The sequence below is a fragment of the Thermococcus sp. genome (assembly GCF_015521605.1).
In the GTDB taxonomy this organism is placed as follows: Archaea; Methanobacteriota_B; Thermococci; order Thermococcales; family Thermococcaceae; genus Thermococcus.
In genome coordinates this window covers 16,487-35,914 of record NZ_WANV01000017.1, presented here as the reverse complement: position 1 = coordinate 35,914, position 19,428 = coordinate 16,487, and the positions used below count along the sequence as shown (strand labels likewise).

23 protein-coding genes, 1 tRNA gene and 1 pseudogene are annotated in these 19,428 nt (G+C 54.9%); 8 read left to right on the top strand and 17 right to left on the bottom strand.

Translation table 11 applies throughout. The annotated features are described in order from the left end of the window. Nucleotides 1–47 precede the first annotated feature (47 nt). The 7 genes and pseudogenes from F7C11_RS03110 to dph5 form a co-directional block, all read right to left on the bottom strand. Nucleotides 48–995 (bottom strand): hypothetical protein, encoded by a 948-nt coding sequence (locus F7C11_RS03110; protein ID WP_297090844.1) that lies wholly within the window; start codon nt 993–995, stop codon nt 48–50. 78 nt (nt 996–1,073) lie between these two features. Continuing rightward, a pseudogene (locus tag F7C11_RS11425) lies at nt 1,074–1,649 on the bottom strand (LamG domain-containing protein); the annotation flags it as partial. Between the two features lie 370 nt (nt 1,650–2,019). After that, the gene (locus F7C11_RS03105; protein ID WP_297090843.1) at nt 2,020–2,220 is read right to left on the bottom strand and encodes a hypothetical protein; all 201 of its coding nucleotides are present in this window, start codon (nt 2,218–2,220) and stop codon (nt 2,020–2,022) included. 4 nt (nt 2,221–2,224) lie between these two features. Continuing rightward, nucleotides 2,225–2,392: a hypothetical protein gene (locus F7C11_RS03100; protein ID WP_297090841.1), complete on the bottom strand. Its 168-nt coding sequence runs from the start codon at nt 2,390–2,392 to the stop codon at nt 2,225–2,227. A gap of 6 nt (nt 2,393–2,398) precedes the next feature. Beyond that, nucleotides 2,399–3,280 carry an integrase gene (locus tag F7C11_RS03095; RefSeq protein WP_297090839.1) on the bottom strand — a complete coding sequence of 294 codons (882 nt, stop codon included), beginning with the start codon at nt 3,278–3,280 and terminating at the stop codon, nt 2,399–2,401. Between the two features lie 422 nt (nt 3,281–3,702). Further along, nucleotides 3,703–3,780 (bottom strand) — tRNA-Val (locus F7C11_RS03090). A 42-nt stretch (nt 3,781–3,822) separates the two neighbouring features. Further along, nucleotides 3,823–4,617, bottom strand: coding sequence for a diphthine synthase (dph5, locus tag F7C11_RS03085; protein ID WP_297090941.1), 795 nt, complete (start codon nt 4,615–4,617; stop codon nt 3,823–3,825). Between the two features lie 103 nt (nt 4,618–4,720). On the opposite strand from dph5, the gene F7C11_RS03080 reads away from it, so the two are divergent. Next, nucleotides 4,721–5,452, top strand: coding sequence for a helix-turn-helix domain-containing protein (locus F7C11_RS03080; protein WP_297090837.1), 732 nt, complete (start codon nt 4,721–4,723; stop codon nt 5,450–5,452). A 2-nt stretch (nt 5,453–5,454) separates the two neighbouring features. Here the strand turns inward: F7C11_RS03080 and F7C11_RS03075 are convergent, their stop codons facing one another. Then, nucleotides 5,455–6,240, bottom strand: a complete 786-nt coding sequence (locus F7C11_RS03075; RefSeq protein WP_297090835.1) for a 4-phosphopantoate--beta-alanine ligase — start codon at nt 6,238–6,240, stop codon at nt 5,455–5,457. A gap of 179 nt (nt 6,241–6,419) precedes the next feature. On the opposite strand from F7C11_RS03075, the gene F7C11_RS03070 reads away from it, so the two are divergent. Next, nucleotides 6,420–7,262: a sulfide/dihydroorotate dehydrogenase-like FAD/NAD-binding protein gene (locus F7C11_RS03070; protein WP_297090833.1), complete on the top strand. Its 843-nt coding sequence runs from the start codon at nt 6,420–6,422 to the stop codon at nt 7,260–7,262. Continuing rightward, entirely contained in the window at nt 7,263–8,702 is a 1,440-nt protein-coding gene (gene gltA / locus F7C11_RS03065) for an NADPH-dependent glutamate synthase (RefSeq protein ID WP_297090831.1), read from the top strand. It abuts the gene before it with no gap. Between the two features lie 10 nt (nt 8,703–8,712). On the opposite strand, the gene F7C11_RS03060 is transcribed toward gltA, so the two are convergent. Beyond that, entirely contained in the window at nt 8,713–9,177 is a 465-nt protein-coding gene (locus F7C11_RS03060) for a hypothetical protein (protein WP_297090829.1), read from the bottom strand. A gap of 125 nt (nt 9,178–9,302) precedes the next feature. Here F7C11_RS03060 and F7C11_RS03055 point away from each other — a divergent pair, with 125 nt between their 5' ends. Then, nucleotides 9,303–10,199: an MBL fold metallo-hydrolase gene (locus F7C11_RS03055; protein ID WP_297090827.1), complete on the top strand. Its 897-nt coding sequence runs from the start codon at nt 9,303–9,305 to the stop codon at nt 10,197–10,199. Between the two features lies 1 nt (nt 10,200). Here the strand turns inward: F7C11_RS03055 and F7C11_RS03050 are convergent, their stop codons facing one another. Genes F7C11_RS03050 through F7C11_RS03035 form a run of 4 tightly spaced genes read right to left on the bottom strand, consistent with a single transcriptional unit; the run spans nt 10,201 to nt 12,787 of the window. Beyond that, nucleotides 10,201–10,905 carry a hypothetical protein gene (locus F7C11_RS03050; protein WP_297090826.1) on the bottom strand — a complete coding sequence of 235 codons (705 nt, stop codon included), beginning with the start codon at nt 10,903–10,905 and terminating at the stop codon, nt 10,201–10,203. Between the two features lie 56 nt (nt 10,906–10,961). Next, a complete protein-coding gene (locus tag F7C11_RS03045) occupies nt 10,962–11,753 on the bottom strand; it encodes an SDR family NAD(P)-dependent oxidoreductase (RefSeq protein WP_297090824.1) in 792 nt (263 codons plus the stop codon). Between the two features lie 3 nt (nt 11,754–11,756). After that, nucleotides 11,757–12,305, bottom strand: coding sequence for a TetR/AcrR family transcriptional regulator (locus F7C11_RS03040; RefSeq protein WP_297090823.1), 549 nt, complete (start codon nt 12,303–12,305; stop codon nt 11,757–11,759). Beyond that, nucleotides 12,302–12,787, bottom strand: a complete 486-nt coding sequence (locus tag F7C11_RS03035; RefSeq protein WP_297090821.1) for a flavodoxin family protein — start codon at nt 12,785–12,787, stop codon at nt 12,302–12,304. The genes F7C11_RS03040 and F7C11_RS03035 overlap by 4 nt, the downstream gene beginning before the upstream one ends. A 92-nt stretch (nt 12,788–12,879) precedes the next feature. On the opposite strand from F7C11_RS03035, the gene F7C11_RS03030 reads away from it, so the two are divergent. Then, nucleotides 12,880–14,052 (top strand): nicotinate phosphoribosyltransferase, encoded by a 1,173-nt coding sequence (locus F7C11_RS03030; protein WP_297090818.1) that lies wholly within the window; start codon nt 12,880–12,882, stop codon nt 14,050–14,052. A gap of 122 nt (nt 14,053–14,174) precedes the next feature. Here the strand turns inward: F7C11_RS03030 and F7C11_RS03025 are convergent, their stop codons facing one another. From F7C11_RS03025 to F7C11_RS03015, 3 genes are all read right to left on the bottom strand, one after another. Continuing rightward, nucleotides 14,175–14,378 carry a ferredoxin gene (locus F7C11_RS03025; protein ID WP_088865231.1) on the bottom strand — a complete coding sequence of 68 codons (204 nt, stop codon included), beginning with the start codon at nt 14,376–14,378 and terminating at the stop codon, nt 14,175–14,177. 131 nt (nt 14,379–14,509) lie between these two features. Then, nucleotides 14,510–15,040, bottom strand: coding sequence for a metal-sulfur cluster assembly factor (locus F7C11_RS03020; protein ID WP_297090939.1), 531 nt, complete (start codon nt 15,038–15,040; stop codon nt 14,510–14,512). Between the two features lie 62 nt (nt 15,041–15,102). After that, nucleotides 15,103–15,843: an ATPase gene (locus F7C11_RS03015; protein ID WP_297090814.1), complete on the bottom strand. Its 741-nt coding sequence runs from the start codon at nt 15,841–15,843 to the stop codon at nt 15,103–15,105. Nucleotides 15,844–15,952: 109 nt separating this feature from the next. Here F7C11_RS03015 and bpsA point away from each other — a divergent pair, with 109 nt between their 5' ends. The 3 genes from bpsA to F7C11_RS03000 are packed head-to-tail and all read left to right on the top strand — an operon-like array spanning nt 15,953 to nt 17,678. Beyond that, nucleotides 15,953–17,008 (top strand): N(4)-bis(aminopropyl)spermidine synthase, encoded by a 1,056-nt coding sequence (bpsA, locus tag F7C11_RS03010; RefSeq protein WP_297090812.1) that lies wholly within the window; start codon nt 15,953–15,955, stop codon nt 17,006–17,008. Then, nucleotides 17,005–17,178 (top strand): nucleotidyltransferase domain-containing protein, encoded by a 174-nt coding sequence (locus tag F7C11_RS03005; protein ID WP_297090810.1) that lies wholly within the window; start codon nt 17,005–17,007, stop codon nt 17,176–17,178. Before bpsA ends, F7C11_RS03005 begins: the two co-directional genes overlap by 4 nt. Further along, nucleotides 17,163–17,678 carry a nucleotidyltransferase domain-containing protein gene (locus F7C11_RS03000; RefSeq protein WP_297090808.1) on the top strand — a complete coding sequence of 172 codons (516 nt, stop codon included), beginning with the start codon at nt 17,163–17,165 and terminating at the stop codon, nt 17,676–17,678. Before F7C11_RS03005 ends, F7C11_RS03000 begins: the two co-directional genes overlap by 16 nt. Here the strand turns inward: F7C11_RS03000 and F7C11_RS02995 are convergent. Next, nucleotides 17,667–19,415, bottom strand: coding sequence for a prenyltransferase/squalene oxidase repeat-containing protein (locus F7C11_RS02995; protein ID WP_297090937.1), 1,749 nt, complete (start codon nt 19,413–19,415; stop codon nt 17,667–17,669). The genes F7C11_RS03000 and F7C11_RS02995 overlap by 12 nt on opposite strands. Between the last annotated feature and the right edge of the window lie 13 nt (nt 19,416–19,428).

The following is a 19,428-nucleotide window of genomic DNA, read 5'->3' as shown; positions in this document are numbered from 1 at the left end:
TTCATATCACCTCGATGCGAGCTATTACGGTGGCGCAAACAACCAAGTCAGCCACCCCCGAAAATCAGAGACTTTATCTTCGCGATGAGCGAGCGTATCTTGTCGAGGAGCTGGCTGAACCAAGAGCCGCCGCTCTTGTTGTAGAGAACCTTTATCTCGGCGTGGCCGCTCACAAAGTCCTGGCCGGGCACTTTCACGACGACTTTTCCATCTTCGAGCTTCTCGACCTGGAGCGTGTCCCTGGCGCCGGTGAGGGCTGTAGCCTCGATAACGTCGTTCTCATCCTTGACGTCCTTGAGCGGGACGAGAATAGTCACATTGGAAACGTCCGCGTTGCTGTCGATTTTGATGACCTTGACGTAGGTGTCGGTCTTGCCCTCGAGGGTATTCTCGGCCATCCTCTGCGCTGCGGTCCAATCGGTGATGCTCCTGAAGTCGTCGAGCTTCGCAGGGAACTCCAGCTCCTCCTTGCTAATCGTCCAGGTGCTCTTTATCCAGTGTGTGCTGATTTCGCCGGGGTCAAGCGAGTCGGTGCGGATGAGGTAGAGCGTCGAGGAGTTGCTCGGGCTCCACTCCGCCATGCTGACGCCGTCAAGTTCAAACTGCGGGTACTGGAGCACGGAGAAGCCGAGCGCGGTGGGGTCAACGGTGTAGACGACGTTCAGCTTCGCCGCGGTGGGGTTGGTGACCTTGAACTCCTTCTCGTAGACGAAGGTCTTGCTGTCCTCGTCGAGGAGGATTTCCTTTGAGAAGCCGCCGCTCTCGCGGACGGTCTCGAACTGTATGGGCAAATTGAATTGTATCTTGTCGGCGCGGTACCAGTAGTGGCCCTGGTAGTAGAACGGGGCGTTTGTGTAGTCGCTCGTGAGCTTCGGGGCGCTGGTGATGCTCATGTTGACCGCTGACTCGGGCACGGGCACGTAGCCCGAGGGGTCGCTCGTGCTGACCTCAAGACCAGCGTAGAACGTCGCCCTGTCCCTTGTCAAATCAATCATAGGGCTGAAAATCTGCCCGAACTGCGCGGGCTCGGAGAGCTTCTTTCTTCCAGCGAGGTAGAGGAGCTTGATTTCGTCGAGAGTGAGGTATCTTTGTACCGCCCTAAATTCGTCAATATCACCAGTGAAAAAGCCATATAGAGTATCAGTATAATCATTGTATGCTGCTCCGATTACGAGCCTCGCCCAATTCGTTGCTACTGGTGTTTGTGTGTTTGTCCCTAATATTTGTCCATCGAGTATTACTTGCCCACTGTTACTGCCAACATCGTAACGTATCGCTAAAAAGTGCCATTCGCCGTCAGTAATTGTTTTCCCTGCGTTAACATACCAACGCAACCACACAGAGTTTGGAACAAGATTTACGACTTCTAATGTTGTCGATGAGTAAATTCTGACAGCTATCGCTGGAGCAGATGATGTTGCACTATAACTAAGCCAGAACAAATAACCAGTTGCAGTTGTTCTAAACCAGAGTGCAACAGTGTACGACTTTGTGTAATTATAGAAAGTTGTTGTCTGTATGTAATGTTCGCCTCCGAAATGAATTGCATTCCCGATTCTTCCAGCTACAAGCGCAGGATTGTTTGTATTTGTTGTATTTGTATCATTAACTAGTGCAATGATACTTACCCCGTCCCTGAATCCAGTCACATTATAAGTTCCATCGCCATTGCTGACAAGGTCATCGAGCCCGCAGAACAGCGTCACGTCGCTGAAGCTTGAGTCCTCTGGAACGATGACCCACTTCGGCAGGTCGAGCGAGGCGGCGGTCGCTGTGCCCGCGAGGGCCGCGAGGAAAAGGGCTACCACTACTACCCCGAGTGCTTTTTTCCGGATCACATCCACATCCCTCCGGAGGGTTATCAGGCGGCCTCATCGCCCTCCCCGTCTCATCGGTGCCCTCGGAGTTCGGGCTCGGCCTCGCGGTGAACTTGACTTTAGAGAACTGATTAGAGCGAAAGGGGCTTCTCAACGTATTACTCATGAAAAAGAAAGCTAAAATACATTGTAACAAAAGAAGTCACAAGAGGAGCTTTTTCACGAAATCTTCGAACTTCTGCGTCGGTTTTCGCCTGCCATCGGCGTCTATGATAACATAGCGAGGATCGTCGCCATAGATAGAATGGTAGAGGTTGAACAGGCGCCACACGCGCATGTGGTTGAGGTTGTACTTCCTCGCGATGCCTCTGATCGAGACCAGGCGCACTGGCTTCCCACTCACTTCTTCACCACCTCGTCCTTGTTCTGATAAATGGAGACTTCTTTCTCTGCTCAAAGGAAAGCAGCTCGATTGCCTCCTTTTGGCCAGCGAGGTACCCGTGGGCATCTCCAACCACGAAGCCAAATCCAAATCCAAGTAGGGCCCCAACCAGCAGGATAACAACCAAATTCATTCGGCATCACCCCTCCAGAACCTTCTTCAAATCCCCAACAACGCGGGAGTAGGCTTCATCAGCGAGGAGTTCAAGGTTCGCGTAGTGTCTTTCCCCAACGCTCTTCGCGGAGCGGCCCTGGATAAAGTCGGCGACCTCAAAAGGAACCCCATGCCGGATGAGAAAGTTGAAGTGCCACTTCCTGATGAGCTTCCCCTTAACGCGGTGTGCTGGTGGTCTGAAGCGCCTGACCCACTCCCTCATGGCATCGTAACTGTCGGGAATCCTTTCGAGCTCAAGGGCAAAGTCTGCCGGCATGTATGCATAGAACACGCGCTTTGAGCCCTTGCCTGCTTCGTGGAGCGGGTACTTTGCTATGTTGCCCTGGAGAATCAGCTTTTCAGGGTCGAAGGTTGTGAGGAGGTAGTGAACGTGGGCCAGCCGGAGCCCTGAGAAGACGAGAAGCTTGAACGCCAGCTCGCGGCGTTTCTCACGGTATGCTTTGACCTGCCTCCAGGCTTCCTGGATTTCCTCGTTTGAGATGTATGTCCTGTCCACGTTGGCCTTTTTCATTTTAGCGTACTTTCGTATCCTGTCCGCGTCATCGCCGTCTATGATGCCATAGAGTTCCAGGAAGGTTATGAAGTTCCTGAGGGCAGAAACAGTGTGGTGGTTGTAGTCGATCTTCTGGAGGGCTGAGACCAGCTCACCTATCGTGCTGATTTTGTGGCGCTCCAAAAATCTGTCGAGCGAGTTCATGTAGTCCTTCACTGTGCGTTTGCCCTTTACTTTGCTTGAGAGCCATTCCCTGAACTGGTCTTTGTGGAGGTCCCACATTTCGTTGAGACTTCTCTTCGAGCCGAAGGTCGCGGGTTCAAATCCCGCCCGGCCCGCCACAACGAAAGACAAGGGGTCCCCCCGCGGAAAACTTTGCGGGGCAAAGTTTCATCAAAGTTTGTACGTGCTTTTCAAGCGCTTTAACTCCAAAGGCTTTCACCCCAAACAATTTTTTGCGAGGGTTTTACTTTTAACAGCGCCCGGAGGGCGCAGGGAGAGAAACCCAGCAGATATCAGCCCCCCTACCCAGGAAAGCCACTAAAAGCCTCCCCCATCACAAAGCACAGGTTCTCTGCTTGAAAAAGTAATTTTGGGGAGAGCCTCTTTGGATACCTTGTGAGGGGGTTTAACTTTAAAACAAAAGTCCTTCAAGCGTTGTTCTCTAAGTGAAACAGTGCAGAACCGACGAGGGAGGAGCAAACCCACCTCAAAACCAAGGATCTCAAGAGAGACATTCGAATTTTGATGAAACTATGCCCAGCAGAAGTTTCTTATGGTGGGCCCGCGGGGGTTCGAACCCCGGACCTCCGCCGTGTGAGGGCGGCGTCATAACCAGGCTAGACCACGGGCCCTTCCCGGAAATAGTGGGCGGAGGGGAAAATATAAAGGTTTCGCTAGACTCCGTCGAGTATCTCTTTTGGAGCCCCGGCGAAGGCCACCAGGTACTCCGCCTCGACTATGTGGAGCCTGCCCGGAACGACCATCACGTGGGGCTGCCTTCCAAAGTCCTCCCTGATCATGTCCCGAACGTAGCCCGCCCTGAGGGTGGGGTTCAGTGAGCCTGCCCTCGCCAGAACCACGACCAGCGTGTCGGGGGTGAAAACGTTTTCCTTCTTCATCTCTTCCACCTGGAGCAGTATCTCCATCGCCTCGTTTGCCGTCATGTAGCGGTTCTGTTCTGCCTTTATGTCGAGGAAGAGCATCGTGTGGAGGTTTCTCTCCATGTTTTCCTTTATCACGTCGTAGTGGCTCGTCGGAAACCAGTTCTTCTCTGGGTAGGCAACGGTTGCGCTCTTTCCGAACTTGTATATCTGCAGCCCTGTTATCGCTATCGCCGAGTAGATGCTCGGGGCGTGGATGACATAGCTCTCGATTCCGAGTTCCTTAGCCCTTATCCTGAGATCGGAGTGAGTCGTCGCCACCATCGGGTCACCGGCGGTCAGAAAGGCCACGTCTCTCTCTTTGGCTTCGCTCAGCACAATACGCTCGAAGTGGAGTTCGACCTCCTCCCTGCTGAGCCTTCTGATGGGCTTTCCGATGAGCTCCTCAACTCTGTCCAGCGTTGTTCCGGCCAGAAGGGACGTGTAGAACTCGGCAAAGACCACATCGCACCTTCTGGCAGCCTCAAGGCCTTTGAGCGTGATGTCCTTCTCGTCGTAAAGGCCAAGCCCTATGAAATATATCGCCATGAGCCTCACCGGGGAGCGTAGGGCGGGGAGTTTTTAAGCTTGAGGGAGGTGATGTTAGGCAATTGCCGAAAAGCTTATAACGATTGACGAACACTTTACCAACATGCTTGAAAAGGAGAAAGAAGCCCTAGCCAAGAGAATAGCGGGGGAAATAACCCTCTCCTCCGACCCTGGTAAGACCATGCGTAAATGGCGTGAGATATTCGGAATCAGCCAGACGGAACTCGCCGAATACCTCGGCGTCTCTTCTTCGGTCATAAGCGACTACGAGGGCGGCAGGAGGAAGAGTCCTGGAGCGTCGACTATAAGGAAGTTCGTGGAGGCACTGCTTGAGATAGATGAGCGTCGTGGTGGAAACGTCATAAAGGCCTTCAGCAAGACCATCGGAAGCGAGCTTCCCACGAGTGCCATACTTGACATCAGGGAGTTTGCCCTTCCCCTCACTATTAAGGACCTGGTGAGCGCCGTAAAGGGGGACGTGGTAGCCAACATGCACCTCCTCGACAGGCGCATCTACGGCTACACGGTCGTCGACAGCATAAAGGCGATCCTTGAGATGAGCAGCGAGGAGTTTCTCAAGCTCTACGGCTGGACGACCGAGAGGGCCCTCATATTCACCAAGGTGACAACCGGCAGAAGCCCGATGATAGCGGTTCGCGTTCAGGGGCTCAAGCCTGCCGTTGTTGTCCTTCACGGCGTTAAAAAGCTCGATGAGCTCGCGGTCAAGCTGGCCGAACACGAGAGGGTGCCCCTGGTAGTCTCCCATGCCTCCAGCGAGGCCGAGCTTATAACGGGCCTTAGAAGGCTCGTCGAAAAAACTGAGAAGGAGCTCTGAGATCACTCCAGCTTTTCCTTCCTCCATACTCCTCCGCGAGATAGCTTAGTTAACCTGTCCCGTATGTGGAGGAGCACGTCATTCAGCACTTTTCCGTTGTCGTACTCCTCTATTATCTGGAGGAGCTCCTTCCGGCTGTAGTCCTTCATTTCCCTCGCCAGTTCGGTCATTCTGGGGTATGCCCGGACTATGTTGTCGACGATGGTTATGTCGGCCATCCTGGCGGAGCGTGAGAGCGGGTTGAGGTCAACGGTGATCACGAACTTGCCCATCCTGACGAGGGCCTCCGTCCTGTCACCGTCCTCCAGCGGAACAACGACAACGTCCGCCTTCCAGATCCCCTTCTCATCAACCTTTCCCCTCTCGTGCTCCAGACCAGGAATGCGCTTTGTGGGATTTATTCCGAGGAGCTCTATCTCGGGGTCGTACTTTCTCAGCTCCTCGGCTATTGCCCTAACGCGCTCCTCCGTGCGGTAGAATAGGTTTATCTCGAGCCTGGCGCCCAGTGCTTTTGCCAGCTCTATAGTTTCCTTTGGAACAAGTGCCGCGACGTTGCCGTTGACCGAGATAACCGGATGCTCGGCCAGGATCAGCTTGGCGACGGCGGCTTTCATTGCCCTCTCTGCGGGTTCTATCGTTTTCTCTCCGATGAGGTAGTCAAAGGCCTCACCGCGGCCGTGGGCTATCAGTCCGGCCTTGGCGGTCATCCCCTTTTCCATCCCCTCGATGATCTTCTCCCTGTAGTACAGGCTCCAGTAGCGCGGGTGGCTCTTGGGTATTTCGACCATTTTTATCCCCCCGGTTACTTTGGGTCGGGGCGTAAAAAGCCTTTCTCCTCCTACGGGGCGTCTACACCGTTCTCTAGGTATGGCAGTTCTCAACCTTTGGTTTAAAAAATCTATATAAAAGCCATTTGTCCTAAACCAAAAGTGAACAAACTTGAACAAATGCTCAAGGTGGTGCATCCATGTATCGGATAACTGCTAAAGAAGAGCTCGATGTGAGGGACTTTTTTATTGAGGTTGAAGCTCCTCACGTGGCCAAGGCTTGGAAACCCGGCCAGTTCGTTGTTTTGCTCATACACGAGAAGGGCGAGAGGATCCCCATGTCCATCTATTACGCCGACAGGGAGACCGGGAGGATAGGGATGTTCATCAGGAGGCACGGGAAGACCACCTTCGACCTCTGGGACAACTTCGACGTTGGAGATTACCTCTACGCCGTCGCTGGCCCCCTGGGGAAGCCTATAGAGGTCAAGTACTACGGAAGTGTTGCCTTTGTCTCCGACGCCGTCTGCGGTCAGGCCGAGAACTATGCCACCCTTAAGGCTATGAAGGAGGCCGGCAACTACACGATATCGATTCAGACCTTTGAAGACAAAGCCCACTCCTACCCCGAGAAGTTCCTGGCAAAGCCTGTCGCCGACGAGCACTACCTCACCACCGAGGACGGCTCTCGCGGAATCAAGGGACACTACCTCGACGTTCTCAGGGAGCTCATAGAGAAGGACAAGGTGGACATGGTTTTCGGCGGTGGGAAGCTCGGCAACCTCAAAAAGCTGGCGGAACTGACCAGGGAGTACGGGATCCCGACCATCGTTACCGTCAGGCAGATAATGGTGGACGGAACGGGAATGTGCGGCTCCTGCAGGATACTCTACAACGGCGAGATAAAGTTCGCCTGCCGCGACGGCCCGATGTTCGACGCCCACAAGGTGGACTGGGACGACGTCATAAGGCGCGACTCCCGCTTCGTCCGCGAGCAGGAGATGGCCAAAAAGCACTACCTTCAGTCCAGGGGGGTGGTCTGAGTGGCGGTCAAACCTAAGCTCATCAAGGAGCGCGTTCCGACGCCGGAGAGGCCGGTTGAAGAGCGCGTTAAGAGCTTCGTTGAAGTGAACCTCGGCTACGACTTTGCCTCCGCCGTGAAGGAGGCCGAGCGTTGCATACAGTGCCCACCGGAGTATGCACCGTGCATAAAGGGCTGTCCCGTCCACATCAACATCCCCGGCTTCCTTAAGGCCCTCCGCGAGGATGCGGACAATCCGGACGAAGCTGTCAAGAACGCCCTGCGTGTCATATGGAACGACAACACTCTCCCCGCAGTCACAGGGCGCGTCTGTCCTCAGGAGGAGCAGTGTGAGGCGCCGTGCGTTATGGGGAAGGTCGGAGACCCGATAAACATCGGAAAGCTTGAGCGCTTCGTGGCAGACTACGCGCGCGAGAGGGGCATAGACGAGGAGCTCCTCGGTGAATTCATAACCGAAACAAACGGAAAAGGTAAGGTTGCGGTCGTTGGCGCCGGTCCTGCCGGACTCACCTGCGCCCTTGAGCTTGCAAAGATGGGCTACAGGGTCACCATCTTCGAGGCTCTCCACGAGGCGGGCGGAGTGCTCATGTACGGAATCCCCGAGTTCAGGCTGCCGAAGGACATCCTCAAGACCGAGCTTGACAAGCTGGAAAAGCTCGGGGTCGAGGTCAAGACCAACTACATCGTGGGCAAGACCGTCACCGTCGAGGAACTCCTGGAGGAGTACGATGCGGTCTTCATAGGGACGGGCGCCGGGACTCCCAAGCTACTCAATATACCCGGAATCCTCCTCGACAGGATTTACAGCGCCAACGAGTTCCTGACGAGGGTCAACCTCATGAAGGCCTACAAGTTCCCCGAGTATGATACGCCAATAGCCGTTGGAAATAGGGTCATTGTCATAGGTGCCGGAAACACGGCAATGGACGCGGCGCGCTCCGCGCTCAGGCTCGGCGCGGAGGTTACAATCGCCTACCGCCGCGGAAGGGAGGACATGACGGCCCGTATCGAGGAAATCCACCACGCAGAGGAGGAGGGTGTGAAGTTCGAGTTCTTCCTCACACCGGTCGAATTCATAGGCGACGAGAACGGCAAGGTCAGGGCCGTTAAGTTCGAGAAGATGCGCCCGCTTGAGGAGAGGGACAAGCGCGGAAAGAGGAAAATCGTAGGAACCGGGGAATACGTGACCCTCGAAGCCGACACCGTCATCATAGCCATAGGCCTTGAGCCGAACAGGATACTCCTTGAGGAGAGCGGCTTTAAGGCCAACCCGGACGGAACGCTGATCGTCGATGGGAACCTCATGACCAGCATCCCGGGAGTTTTCGCGGGTGGCGACGCAATAAGGGGGGAGGCAACCGTCATCCTCGCCATGGGAGACGGAAAGAAGGCGGCTAAAGCGATAGACGAATACATAAGGGGCAAAAAGGCCAACGCATGAGTTTTCTTTTTCACCACTGTCTTTTTCTGTCCCCCATGAAGAACTTCATGAAGCCCGAGAAGTCCTCGCCGCGGAAGGCCGCATAGAGGCTCTGGGTTTCCTCGGGTGTCAGCCACTCGATCCTCTCTGGAATTCCCTCCTCGAAGAGGTAGAGTATCTCGTCGCCCTTTCTGGCCACGTCGAGGGTGTAAATTTTCTTCCCGTGCTTCCTGGCTATCTCGATCTCCCTGACGACGAGGGAGGTGAACTTGCCGACTATGGCTATCGCCACGAATATCTCCGCGTCAGGAATCAGATGGTCGGTGGTTCTGAGGCCGTAGTCGGAGGGGATTACAAAGTTGTTGGAGCCGAGCTTTTCCTCAAGTAGTTCAAGGATGACCTTCTCGGTATGGGTGTGGTAGAGTATCGTGGGCTCGCTCAGGTAGACGAGCGGCCCGTAGGTTTCCTTCTTCTTTTTTCTGAAGAACCCAAGCATGAGACCACCTCAGGTGGGGATAATGTCATCATCTTGGCATCAGGAGGGATGACACTCCTCATCGGTCAACTTCACTAACGGGCAGGACTTATTAAGGTTTAGGCCGAACATATTCCGGTGATAAAATGCGCGTCATCCCCCTTGCCTCCGAGAGCCTCGGCGTAAGGAGTTTAGCGACCTTCGTGGAATCGGGGGGAGTAAAGATCCTCATAGACCCGGGCGTAGCCCTTGGGCCGAAGCGCTACGGCCTTCCGCCCTCAAAGGTTGAGATAGAGACGCTCCACCGGATGAGGAGGAAGCTCCAGGGCTACGCCCGGAGAGCGGACGTGATCACCATCTCCCACTACCACTACGACCACCACACCCCTTTCTTTGAGGGCCTCTATGAAAGCTCCAGTGAGGAATACGCGAGGGAAATCTACGAAGGTAAGCTCCTCTTCATCAAACACCCCCGGGAGAACATTAACTTCAGCCAGAGGAAGCGCGCCTGGGCATTCATGAAGAACGCCGAGCCGATTGCAAAGAAGATAGAGTTTGCCGATGGAAGAGCCTTTGACCTCGGTGGAGTTACTCTGGAGTTCTCCCCGCCGGTTCCACACGGCAGCGAGGGCTCGAAGCTCGGCTTTGTGGTGATGACGCTCATCGACGATGGCTTCCGCTTAATCCACGCCAGCGACATCCAGCTCCTCAACAGAAAAGCCGTTGAGTGGATAATCGAGAAGGTTCCAGATTTGCTCATAACCGGGGGGCCGCCGACGTACCTCGGAAAGCGCGCCGAGGGGAGCTGGGAGACGGGCGTTAAAAACCTCAACAAGATAATCCGGGAGACTGGGGCAGAAGTAATACTCGACCATCACATAGTCAGGGACAAGCGCTACCCCGAGTTCTTCGATGAGCTGGAGACGAGGCCTAAAACCTTTGCGGGCTACTTGAAAGTTGAAGATAAACCTCTTGAGGCCTACCGGAGGGAGCTCCATAAAAAAGAAAGGGGTGAGGAGGTGGAGATTCCCTTTAAACCATGAGTTACCTCAGCCTTTCGGCCGGTACTGTCGTCTGGAACATTCTCTGAGAAAACCCCGGGGCTAGGCTCTTCAGAAGAACCGTGTTTTCTATCAAGCTCGTTCTGTCCATTATGCCCTCGGTCAGAATCACGTAGTCGCTGACACTGATTATCCATGAGTGAAGCTCTTTAGGTATGGTGTCCCTGTTGACTATGAGAATTGCCCAGTGGTCGTAGCCCTCCTTCAGGAGCCTTTCTGACCGGATCAGGTACTGGAGCATCATGCTCTTCAGAAACTTTCCCCCGAACAGCTCATAAAGGCCGTCGAGTGTTGCTATTGCCCCGATGACGGTTCTGTCCTGCAGGCTGTATTTCTCGCATATCTCATCCATTACCTTCTCGATTCGGGGTATTATAAGGGTTCTGTCCACGGTCTCGATTGAGTACACGAAGTCAAGTCCAGTCTGCTCGTTGAACATATCGATGACGGCCAGCCGTCCGTTTTTTCCGGCATTGAGTATATCGAATCCAACGGACTTCGCCCTCTCAAAGAGCTTCCTCACAGGAACCGTGGCATTTAGAACGATGCCAAAAGCCCCCTTTTCTATCTCTTGCTTGAGGTACTCCACACCGATTTTCCATCCCATGCTGTACTGGCCGTAGGAGACCAGAAGAACCCCACCGGGGATTATCTCACCGATATCAACATCTCTGCGCATTCGCCCCACCGGAGAAAATTTGGAAACGTGCGTTAATAATGTACTGGTACAATGCTCTAACTGGGTCATGTGGAGAGAAAACCTCCGTCCACGGGGATTACCGCCCCATTAACGTAGCTGGCCATGTCGCTGGCAAGGAAAAGCATCACCCTCGCGACCTCGTCAGGCTCCCCAAAGCGGCCCATCGGAAGGCGCGCGTTGAAGTTGAATGAGATGCTTATCTTCTCCATGTCGAGCTTCATTATAGCCTCCTTCTTGAGCTTCTTCACCCCTTCCGTCTCGATGCCTCCGGGCACTACGACGTTTGCCCTGATTTTCTTTCCGTAATCCCGTGCTATCGCCCTGGTCAGGGCAACCACGCCCATCTTGGCAGCGTCGTAGTGGGCGAGCCCTCTGGCAAAGGGGAGGAACGCCTCTATCGAGCTCACGTTGATTATAACGCCTCCTTTGTCCTTCCTTGCCCTCACGAAATTCTGACACATCCAGAAGACGGAGTGGAGGTTGATGGCCATGACTTTTTCGTAGAATCTCCCGTCGACCTCAGTGAAGTCCTTGAACCAGTAGACGCCGGCGTTGTTCACGAGTATATCGGGCTCTCTGCCCTTCAGGGCCTCCCAGAGGGCATCTATCTCGACCTTCCGCGAGAGATCGACCCGGTGAAGGTTGGCCTCTATCCCGAACTCTTCGACGAGCGTCTCTGTCTCTCTCAGGCCAAACTCGTCTATGTCCACGAGCTCCAGGTCTGCCCCCGCCTCGGCAAACCTCAACGCCGCCGCGCGGCCTATTCCCGAAGCCGCGCCGGTAATCAAGGCACGCCTTCCCCTCAGGGAGAGGAGCTCACCCAGCGATTTCTCCATAGCTCATACCCCCATAATCCTCAGAACCTCCCTCTTCATCTCATCGACGTTGAACAGTTTGCCGCCCGATAGAAGGTGATGCAGGGCCAAACCGTCAACCAACGCTCCAAGGAGAAGTGCTTTCTTTTCCGGCTCATCCACCCCGGCTTCTCTGAGCACATCAGAAACCGAGCCTGTGTACCTCTCGTAGAACTCATCCCAGTCGCCGGTTCTGTTGAGTTTGAGGCTCTCCTCGTACAGCTCAAGGAAGAAGCGTGAAAGCTTTGGGCTAGCCGTTATCAGTTCGAAAGCCGCATCGATCAGGGTTCTAATCTTCTCTTCGCCCGAAAGTCCTTCCAGCCGGCCGTTGAGGTTCTCCAGCCATTCGTCAAGGAGCGTAAACAGAACCGCCCTCGCGAGATCATATTTGCTCGGAAAGTGGTGGAAAAGGCCTCCCTTTGAGATCCCAGCTTTCCTTGCTATCTCCTCCATAGAAACGTCGTGATAGGACTTCTCACTGAACAGTTCAAGGGCGGCCTCTATTATTCGTTTTTTGGTCCCAAGTTTTCTCATCGTTCACCCTCCGGATGCTCTATTCCAAGCTCCCTTCCCGCTTCAAAGGCATCTAGAACCCGCTTTATCCAATTCCGTGCCTCCGCCACTGTCTTCGGATTTTCATCGAGTATCCAGCCGTCGAGAACCTTGATAGCTATTATCCTGCCCTTGATGTTCTCCGTAATCATCCTCAGGTACCGCCTTTCGGTGTACCTTTTCCCGAGCTTCCCAAATCTGTCCGCTATGCAGAGGATGAAAACGGCTACAGGCTTTCCCTCCAGACCCTTCTTTGAGAGCAGGAATTCTTTGACTTCCGGAAGGGGACGCTCGTAGTAGATGGGTGTCCCGACGATTACAAGGTCGCACTCCTCAACATCGGGATTGTCAGAGGCTCTGAGGACTCTGACCTCTGCCCTCTCACTGACGGCTTTGGCCATCTCCCTTGCTACCTTCTCCGTGGAACCCCTCCGGGACTCATAGACGATGCAGACTTTCATCATTTCACCTACCGACTGGTCGGTTTTCAACCTTATAACCCTTTCCAGGAAAGCCTTAAATCGGATGGCGAGAACTTCCCATCAGGTGAGGAGAAATGAAGGACTTCTACATAGCCCACGAGGACGATATCAAAGCCGGAAGGACGACTGACGTTTACTTCATCAGGACGAAGAAGATACTCGTGGAGAAGGGCATTCACAGGAGGGTTTTCGTCGACGTCACCACCACCAGCCTTCCAAAGGGCTGGAAGTGGGGAGTCTTGGCTGGGATAGAAGAGGTGGCCAAGCTCCTCGAAGGCCTTCCGGTGAACGTCTACGCCATGCCTGAAGGCACAATCTTCCACCCCTACGAGCCTGTCCTCCAGATAGAGGGGTTTTATGAGGAGTTCGGGATCTACGAGACGGCTCTGCTCGGAATGCTCAGCCAGGCGAGTGGCATAGCCACTGCCGCACTCAGGACAAAGATAGCGGCCAAGTTCAAGCCCGTCTATTCCTTCGGGATAAGGCACATGCACCCGGCGATAGCCCCGATGATAGACCGCTCGGCGTTCATAGGCGGCTGCGACGGTGTCAGCGGCGTCCTCGGGGCGGAGATGATGGGGGAGAAGCCCGTCGGTACGATGCCCCACGCTCTCATCCTCGTCGTTGGCGACCAGGTGAAGGCCTGGAAGTACTTCGACGAGGTCGTTGAACCGGAGGTTCCCAGAACCGCTCTGGTCGATACACTCTGCGATGAAAAGTTCGAGGCGTTGATGGCGGCCGAGGCCCTCGGCGAGAGGCTGACGGCGGTTAGGCTCGATACCCCGAGCTCCAGGAGGGGCAACTTCAGGAGGATAATCGAGGAGGTTCGCTGGGAGCTCGACCTGAGGGGCCACGAGAACGTTAAAATCTTCGTCAGCGGAGGTCTGGACGAGGAAAGCCTCGGGGAGCTCGCGGACGTTGCCGATGCCTTCGGCGTTGGTGGCTCAATAGCGAGCGCCAAGCCGGTTGACTTCTCGCTCGACATAGTGGAGATCGAGGGGAAGCCAGTTACAAAGCGCGGAAAGCTCAGCGGGAGGAAGCAGATATACCGCTGTGAGAACGGCCACTACCACCGCGTTCCGGCCGACAAAAAGCTCGAACGCTGTCCGGTCTGCGGGGCGAAGGTCGAACCCCTCCTCAGGCCGCTTATCGAGAACGGCGAAATCGTCGCTGAACTTCCCAAGGCGCGGGAGATACGGGAGTACGTGCTGGAGCAGGCGAAGAAGTTTAACCTGACGCTCGATTGATCTCCCTCTTGGGTTCTCCTTTTCTCCTCAAGGCGGCAAAAGGCGAAGTCAGCGCAGCCTGCAGGGATAACACGAACACTTTAGAAACGCACACCTTCAATGAGAAGGAAAAAGAAGAGGCTTCAAGCCTCCTCGATGTAGATACAGCTGACCGGACAGGCCTCGGCGGCCTCAACGGCGCAGTTGTAGAGGTTCTCGTCCTCGATAACCTCGACGATAGGAACGCTCTTGCCCTCGTCGTTCATCTCGAAGACGTCCGGGCAGAGGCTGGCACAGATGGCATCTCCGATACAAACGTCCTGGTCAACCCTAACCTTCCACGCCATGGAACATCACCGGAGTTAGATGAACTCCGAGGAATATAAACTTTTCGTCGGAAAAATGGACGTCGGATGGCGAAGATTCGTGGAAAAAAGAGGAAACAGGCTCTTTGATGAACAAAAGTCGACAAGATGGGTCAGAAAAGCCCCAGCCTCTTTTTGTACTCCTCGCTTATCATCTCGGGATTCCAGGGCGGGTCGAAGGTAAGCTCGATTTCGGCGTCCTTGACGCCCGGGACTTCAAGTATCTTGTCTTCAACGGCGCGGAGAATCCACATGGTGAGCGGACAGCCGGGGGTGGTCATTGTCATCTTGACGTAGACGGTGTTGTCGGGTCTTATCTCAAGCTCGTAGATAAGACCGAGGTTGACGACGTCAACTCCTATCTCGGGGTCTATGACCTCCTTGAGCTTTTCCAGTATCATGTCCTTGCTCAGCTCGACGTTTTCTTCGGCCTTCTTTTCCCTCTCACGGTTTATCGTTATGGTTCCGACTCCTTCGATCTTTCCGAGCTCCGTGTTAAGCTTTATGAGCACCCCGTCAATGTCCGGCGTGTCCTTTGACAGGGTGACCGTCACATTGCCCTTTTCATCAACCTCGATGGATTTTACGAACTTCTCATCGACTATTCCCCTGATGATACTCTCAACTTCCTCTTTTGTTACCATATTCACCACCTGGGTGAAGTTCAGAGAGACACATTTAAACCTTTTGGGTCAGAAATGAGTAATTACTGGGATAGGATGTCGAATATCAGCCTCTCCGCCATCTCTGGAGTGAGTGCCCTTGCCCTCAGCTCCCTCAGAACCCTCTGGATGCCGTATCTCTTCAGAACCGGTGAGCTCTTCGCCGCGGACTTCCACAGGGTGCAGCCGAAGCCCAGGGCGTACTTTCTCCCGAGGGTCGCTATCGCCTCGCCCTTGTCGAGGGCGAGAAACGCCGGAAAGTTGAGCATCACGAGGTCGTCCTTTTTGTATATCGATATGAGGCCAGAGCTCAGCAGGTCACCGCTCGCTACAATCTTTATCCCGTTCTCTCTGGCATAGTCCTCGATGGCATGCATTACCATCGTATGACAGCGGCCGCAGACGGGTGCTCCCTTCCTTATCTGCTCCTTCATCTCGTCCATGTACTCCGGTATCTCGACGAAAACCGCACCCTGCGTCATGGCGTTGAGGAGAACCGGTTCCCTCATCTGTGGGAGCTTTGCCATCACGGGGACGACGTGGAAGCCTGCCCAGCGCAGGATTCTGAGGGACGCCGTGCTGTCGGAACCTGCAGAAAAGGCGAGGGCTACCCTCACGTCGATGGGTGAGCGGTCAAACTCCTTCCCGTAAAGGCGGTACTCTATCAAGGCTTTCAGGCGGGAGTAGGCTTCTTCGCCGATTTCTTCCCTAACCCTTTCAAGGGCGTCCAGGTTGTATTCGAGCCGGTACCTTTTGACGAAGTCATCTCCCACGGAGCCTATCATCGAACACCCAATCGGGGAATGGTTTATTAAACTTGCCGCTGGGAAAACCTTAAAAGAGGCCCACCTTAACCCCGTCCGCGAACAAAAAATGCTTCTGGAGGTGCTTGCGATGAGGGAGATAGTGGAAAAGGTCAGGGAGAAGACGAGCATCCCCGTTTACGAGAGAACCGTTGAGAACGTTCTGAGCGCGATACAGGCGAGTGGAGACGTCTGGAGAATAGTTGACCTCAGTGAGGAACCGCTTCCGCTTGTGGTTGCCGTTATTGCCGCCCTCCACGAGCTCGGATACGTGACTTTTGACGGCCCGAGCGTCGTTCTCACCCAGAGCGGCAGGAAGCTGGTGGAGAAGTATGGAATAGGCGCCAGGAAGGACTACACCTGCGCCCACTGCGAGGGCAAGACCGTTGAGCTTTCGGCTTTCAGCGACCTCCTTGAGCAGTTCAAGGAAATCGTCAAGAACCGCCCTCAGCCGAAGCACGACTTCGACCAGGCCTACGTTACCCCCGAGACGACCGTCGCCAGGATCGCCCTGATGCACACCCGCGGAGACCTTGAGAACAAGGAGGTCTTCGTTCTTGGCGACGACGACCTGACCAGTATAGCGCTGATGCTCAGCGGCCTGCCGAAGAGGATAGCTGTCCTCGACATCGACGAGAGGCTCGTTAAGTTCATCGAGAAGACCGCCGACGAGCTCGGATACGAGGACATCGAGATGTTCACCTTCGATCTCCGCGAGCCGCTTCCCGACTACGCGCTCCACAAGTTCGACACCTTCATCACCGACCCGCCCGAGACTGTTGATGCCATAAGGGCCTTCGTCGGCAGGGGCATAGCAACGCTCAAGGGTCCCGGCTGCGCCGGCTACTTCGGCATAACGAGGCGCGAGAGCTCGCTCGACAAGTGGCGCGAGATTCAGAGGTTGCTCCTCAACGAGTTCGGCGTTGTTATAACCGACATCATCAGGAACTTCAACGAGTACGTGAACTGGGGCTACGAGGAGGAGACGAGGGCCTGGAAGCTCCTCCCGGTCAAGGTCAAGCCGTCGTACAACTGGTACAAGAGCTACATGTTCAGGATTCAGACGCTCGAAGGCTCGAAGGGCTTCGAGGAGAAGATAGAGATAGGCGACGAGCTCTACAACGACGAAGAGGCATCGACCACATGATTGAGGTCATCGACTGCATCAGGCGAAACCTCGGCCGGGTTCCCGGCCTTTATTCTCTAATTCTCTACGGCTCTCTCGCCAGGGGAGATTACCTGCCCGGAACGAGCGATGTCGATTTCTTTGCTATCATTGAAGACGGTGTCAACCGGAGGATGTGCTTTCAAAAATAAGGCCTGTTCTAGATGAGTGCACCGAACACCTCAAACCCGTTGAGGTCGACATAGCGTGGGAGTGGCTCTCCAACCTCCGCGACCCTCTCAACCTCGGCTACCCCTACAAGTTCCTGACAATCTATCAGCGAGACTTCAGGGAGAACCACATCGTGGTCACTGGCGAGGGGATAACTGGACTCCTGCCCAAATACCGGGTCGAGGAAGTACTCCCCGGAAGGCTGGAGGGAATTCTGAAGAACCTTGAGCGCTTCTCCGAAAATCCGAAGATGCTCCACATCCTGGCCGGTGAAACCGCCAGGCTGATGGCCTTTCTCAACGGCTCAAGCCTCAGAAAGGAGGACGTTTTGAGGAAGCTCGAAGAGCTTGGGGACGAGGAAGCGGTTAAAATCTACCGTTCGTACTTAGCGGGGAGAAAAATGGGGTTCCGGGGGGAGTTTTTGAGGGAGTTCGTAGCATCAAGGGTTGAAAAGATGAAAAAACGAAGCTCACTTCCGTGATCTCCACACGATGACGACCGTGAGGGCTACCAGCAGGGCTCCGATTCCGATGTAGACGTATGCTGTCCCCTCCTCATTTTCCCCGGATTTTACCGCTGTGAATCCCCGGACTTCGTAGGCCCCTATCGACAGAGGGTTCTTTGAGGGATAGACAACCACGTAGCCGTCGAGGCCGCTGGTTTCAACGCTCCCCGTGCTGTTGCCTATGTATCTGGAATCCCTCACGAGCAGGAAGGTGGCGTTGGTCAGCCTGACGGTTCCGTCTTTCACTTCAAGCTCCGGTATATTGGCGTAGAGGAGGTTCCTGAGGAAGGAAACGCCTTTCTCGTAAAGCTCTGTGTCAGTAAGTCCGGCCTCCTGGAGTGCCCACACTGCCTTCGCCGTCGATGTTATGCCCGCCACCGAGCCCTGGGTGTATGGAAACGCGCCGTTGGGATACTGCCTTTCCGCGAGCAGGTTCAGGGTTTCGTTGAGCTCCTTTTCCATTCCAAACTCGCTGAAGACTATGATGGCATAGGCGAAGTAGTACGTTGGGATGGTGTAGTAAACGGGGTTTCCAGTTTTTGGGTCCTTCGTTTTGAGCATCCAGGTGAGGTTGTTTGAGAGGTAGCTGAGAGAGGCGCCGTAGTCATGGCTGACGTTCAGTTCCCTGAGCACCCACACCACGTACTCGGTGTTGTAGAAGTCCTTCCAGACGCCGTTCCTGGCGGTGCTTAGTAGATAGTCCACCTCGTCCGAGTAGTCTTCCCCGAGGAGGGCTTTCACTCGGGCGATTTCGGCGACCTGCCACGGAAACAGCCCGGAATAGCTGGAGGGGAGCTCTGGGGTCATGTTGCAGAGCAGGTAGTAATCGGCCAGTATTACCCGTTCCCAGTCGTCCCCAGGGGTTATCTTCCCGAGGTACGGGCACGCGACGTCCCTCAGGCCTTCGAAGCTCCCGACCTTGGAGACGCTCAGCAGGTCGAGAACGCGGTAGCGGAGAACGCCCCAGAACCCGAAGTGCTCCTTTTCAATCAGTTCCTTGCGGTACTTCTCCTCTCCCGTCGCGTAGAGTGCCATGGCCGTGGCCACGGTGGATTCAAAATCGCCGCTGAGCTCAACCTTCTCCCCCAGATATGCAAGGGCAAAGGCGCGGTAGGCTTCCAGTTCACCCTCGACGCCCATCTTTTCAAGTTCATCCTTTTTTCCAAGGGCCAGGTAGCCGAATATCCTCTCTGCATCTGTCTTTGGCTCGGTCCCCATCAGCCAGCCCTCTCCACGATTTATGGCCTCCCTCACCTGCTTTTCGAATCCCGTGAGGTTTTCGTTGATGTAGCCGTTCAGGAATTCCCTGAGAGCAATGACTGCAAGCGCCGTCCCGGTGTAGTCCTCCCACGAGCCGTCGGGGTTCTGCTTGTATATCAGCCAGTATGCGGCGCCGTTGAGAACATCGCGGTAACGGCCCCTGGCGATGTCTTCACCGCGCATGAGGGCCAGCATGGCCATCGCGGTGTACTTCGCCATGTGCTCTTCCCCGTAGACCATCCCCCATGAATCGAAGGGCGTCTTCAACGCCACGAGCCATTCGCACCCCTCAAGAACCTTATCATAGTCTCCGGTCTGGTAGAGGGCGAGAACAGCAAAGGCAGTTTCGGGAACGGTGGGCCTGTAAACGTAAGGCTCGATTTTAGCGCTCCCTACCGGGAGGGATAATCCGATGATCATCAGTATGAGCGCTGCCCCGAGAATTCTCCTCATTTCAACCACCTCA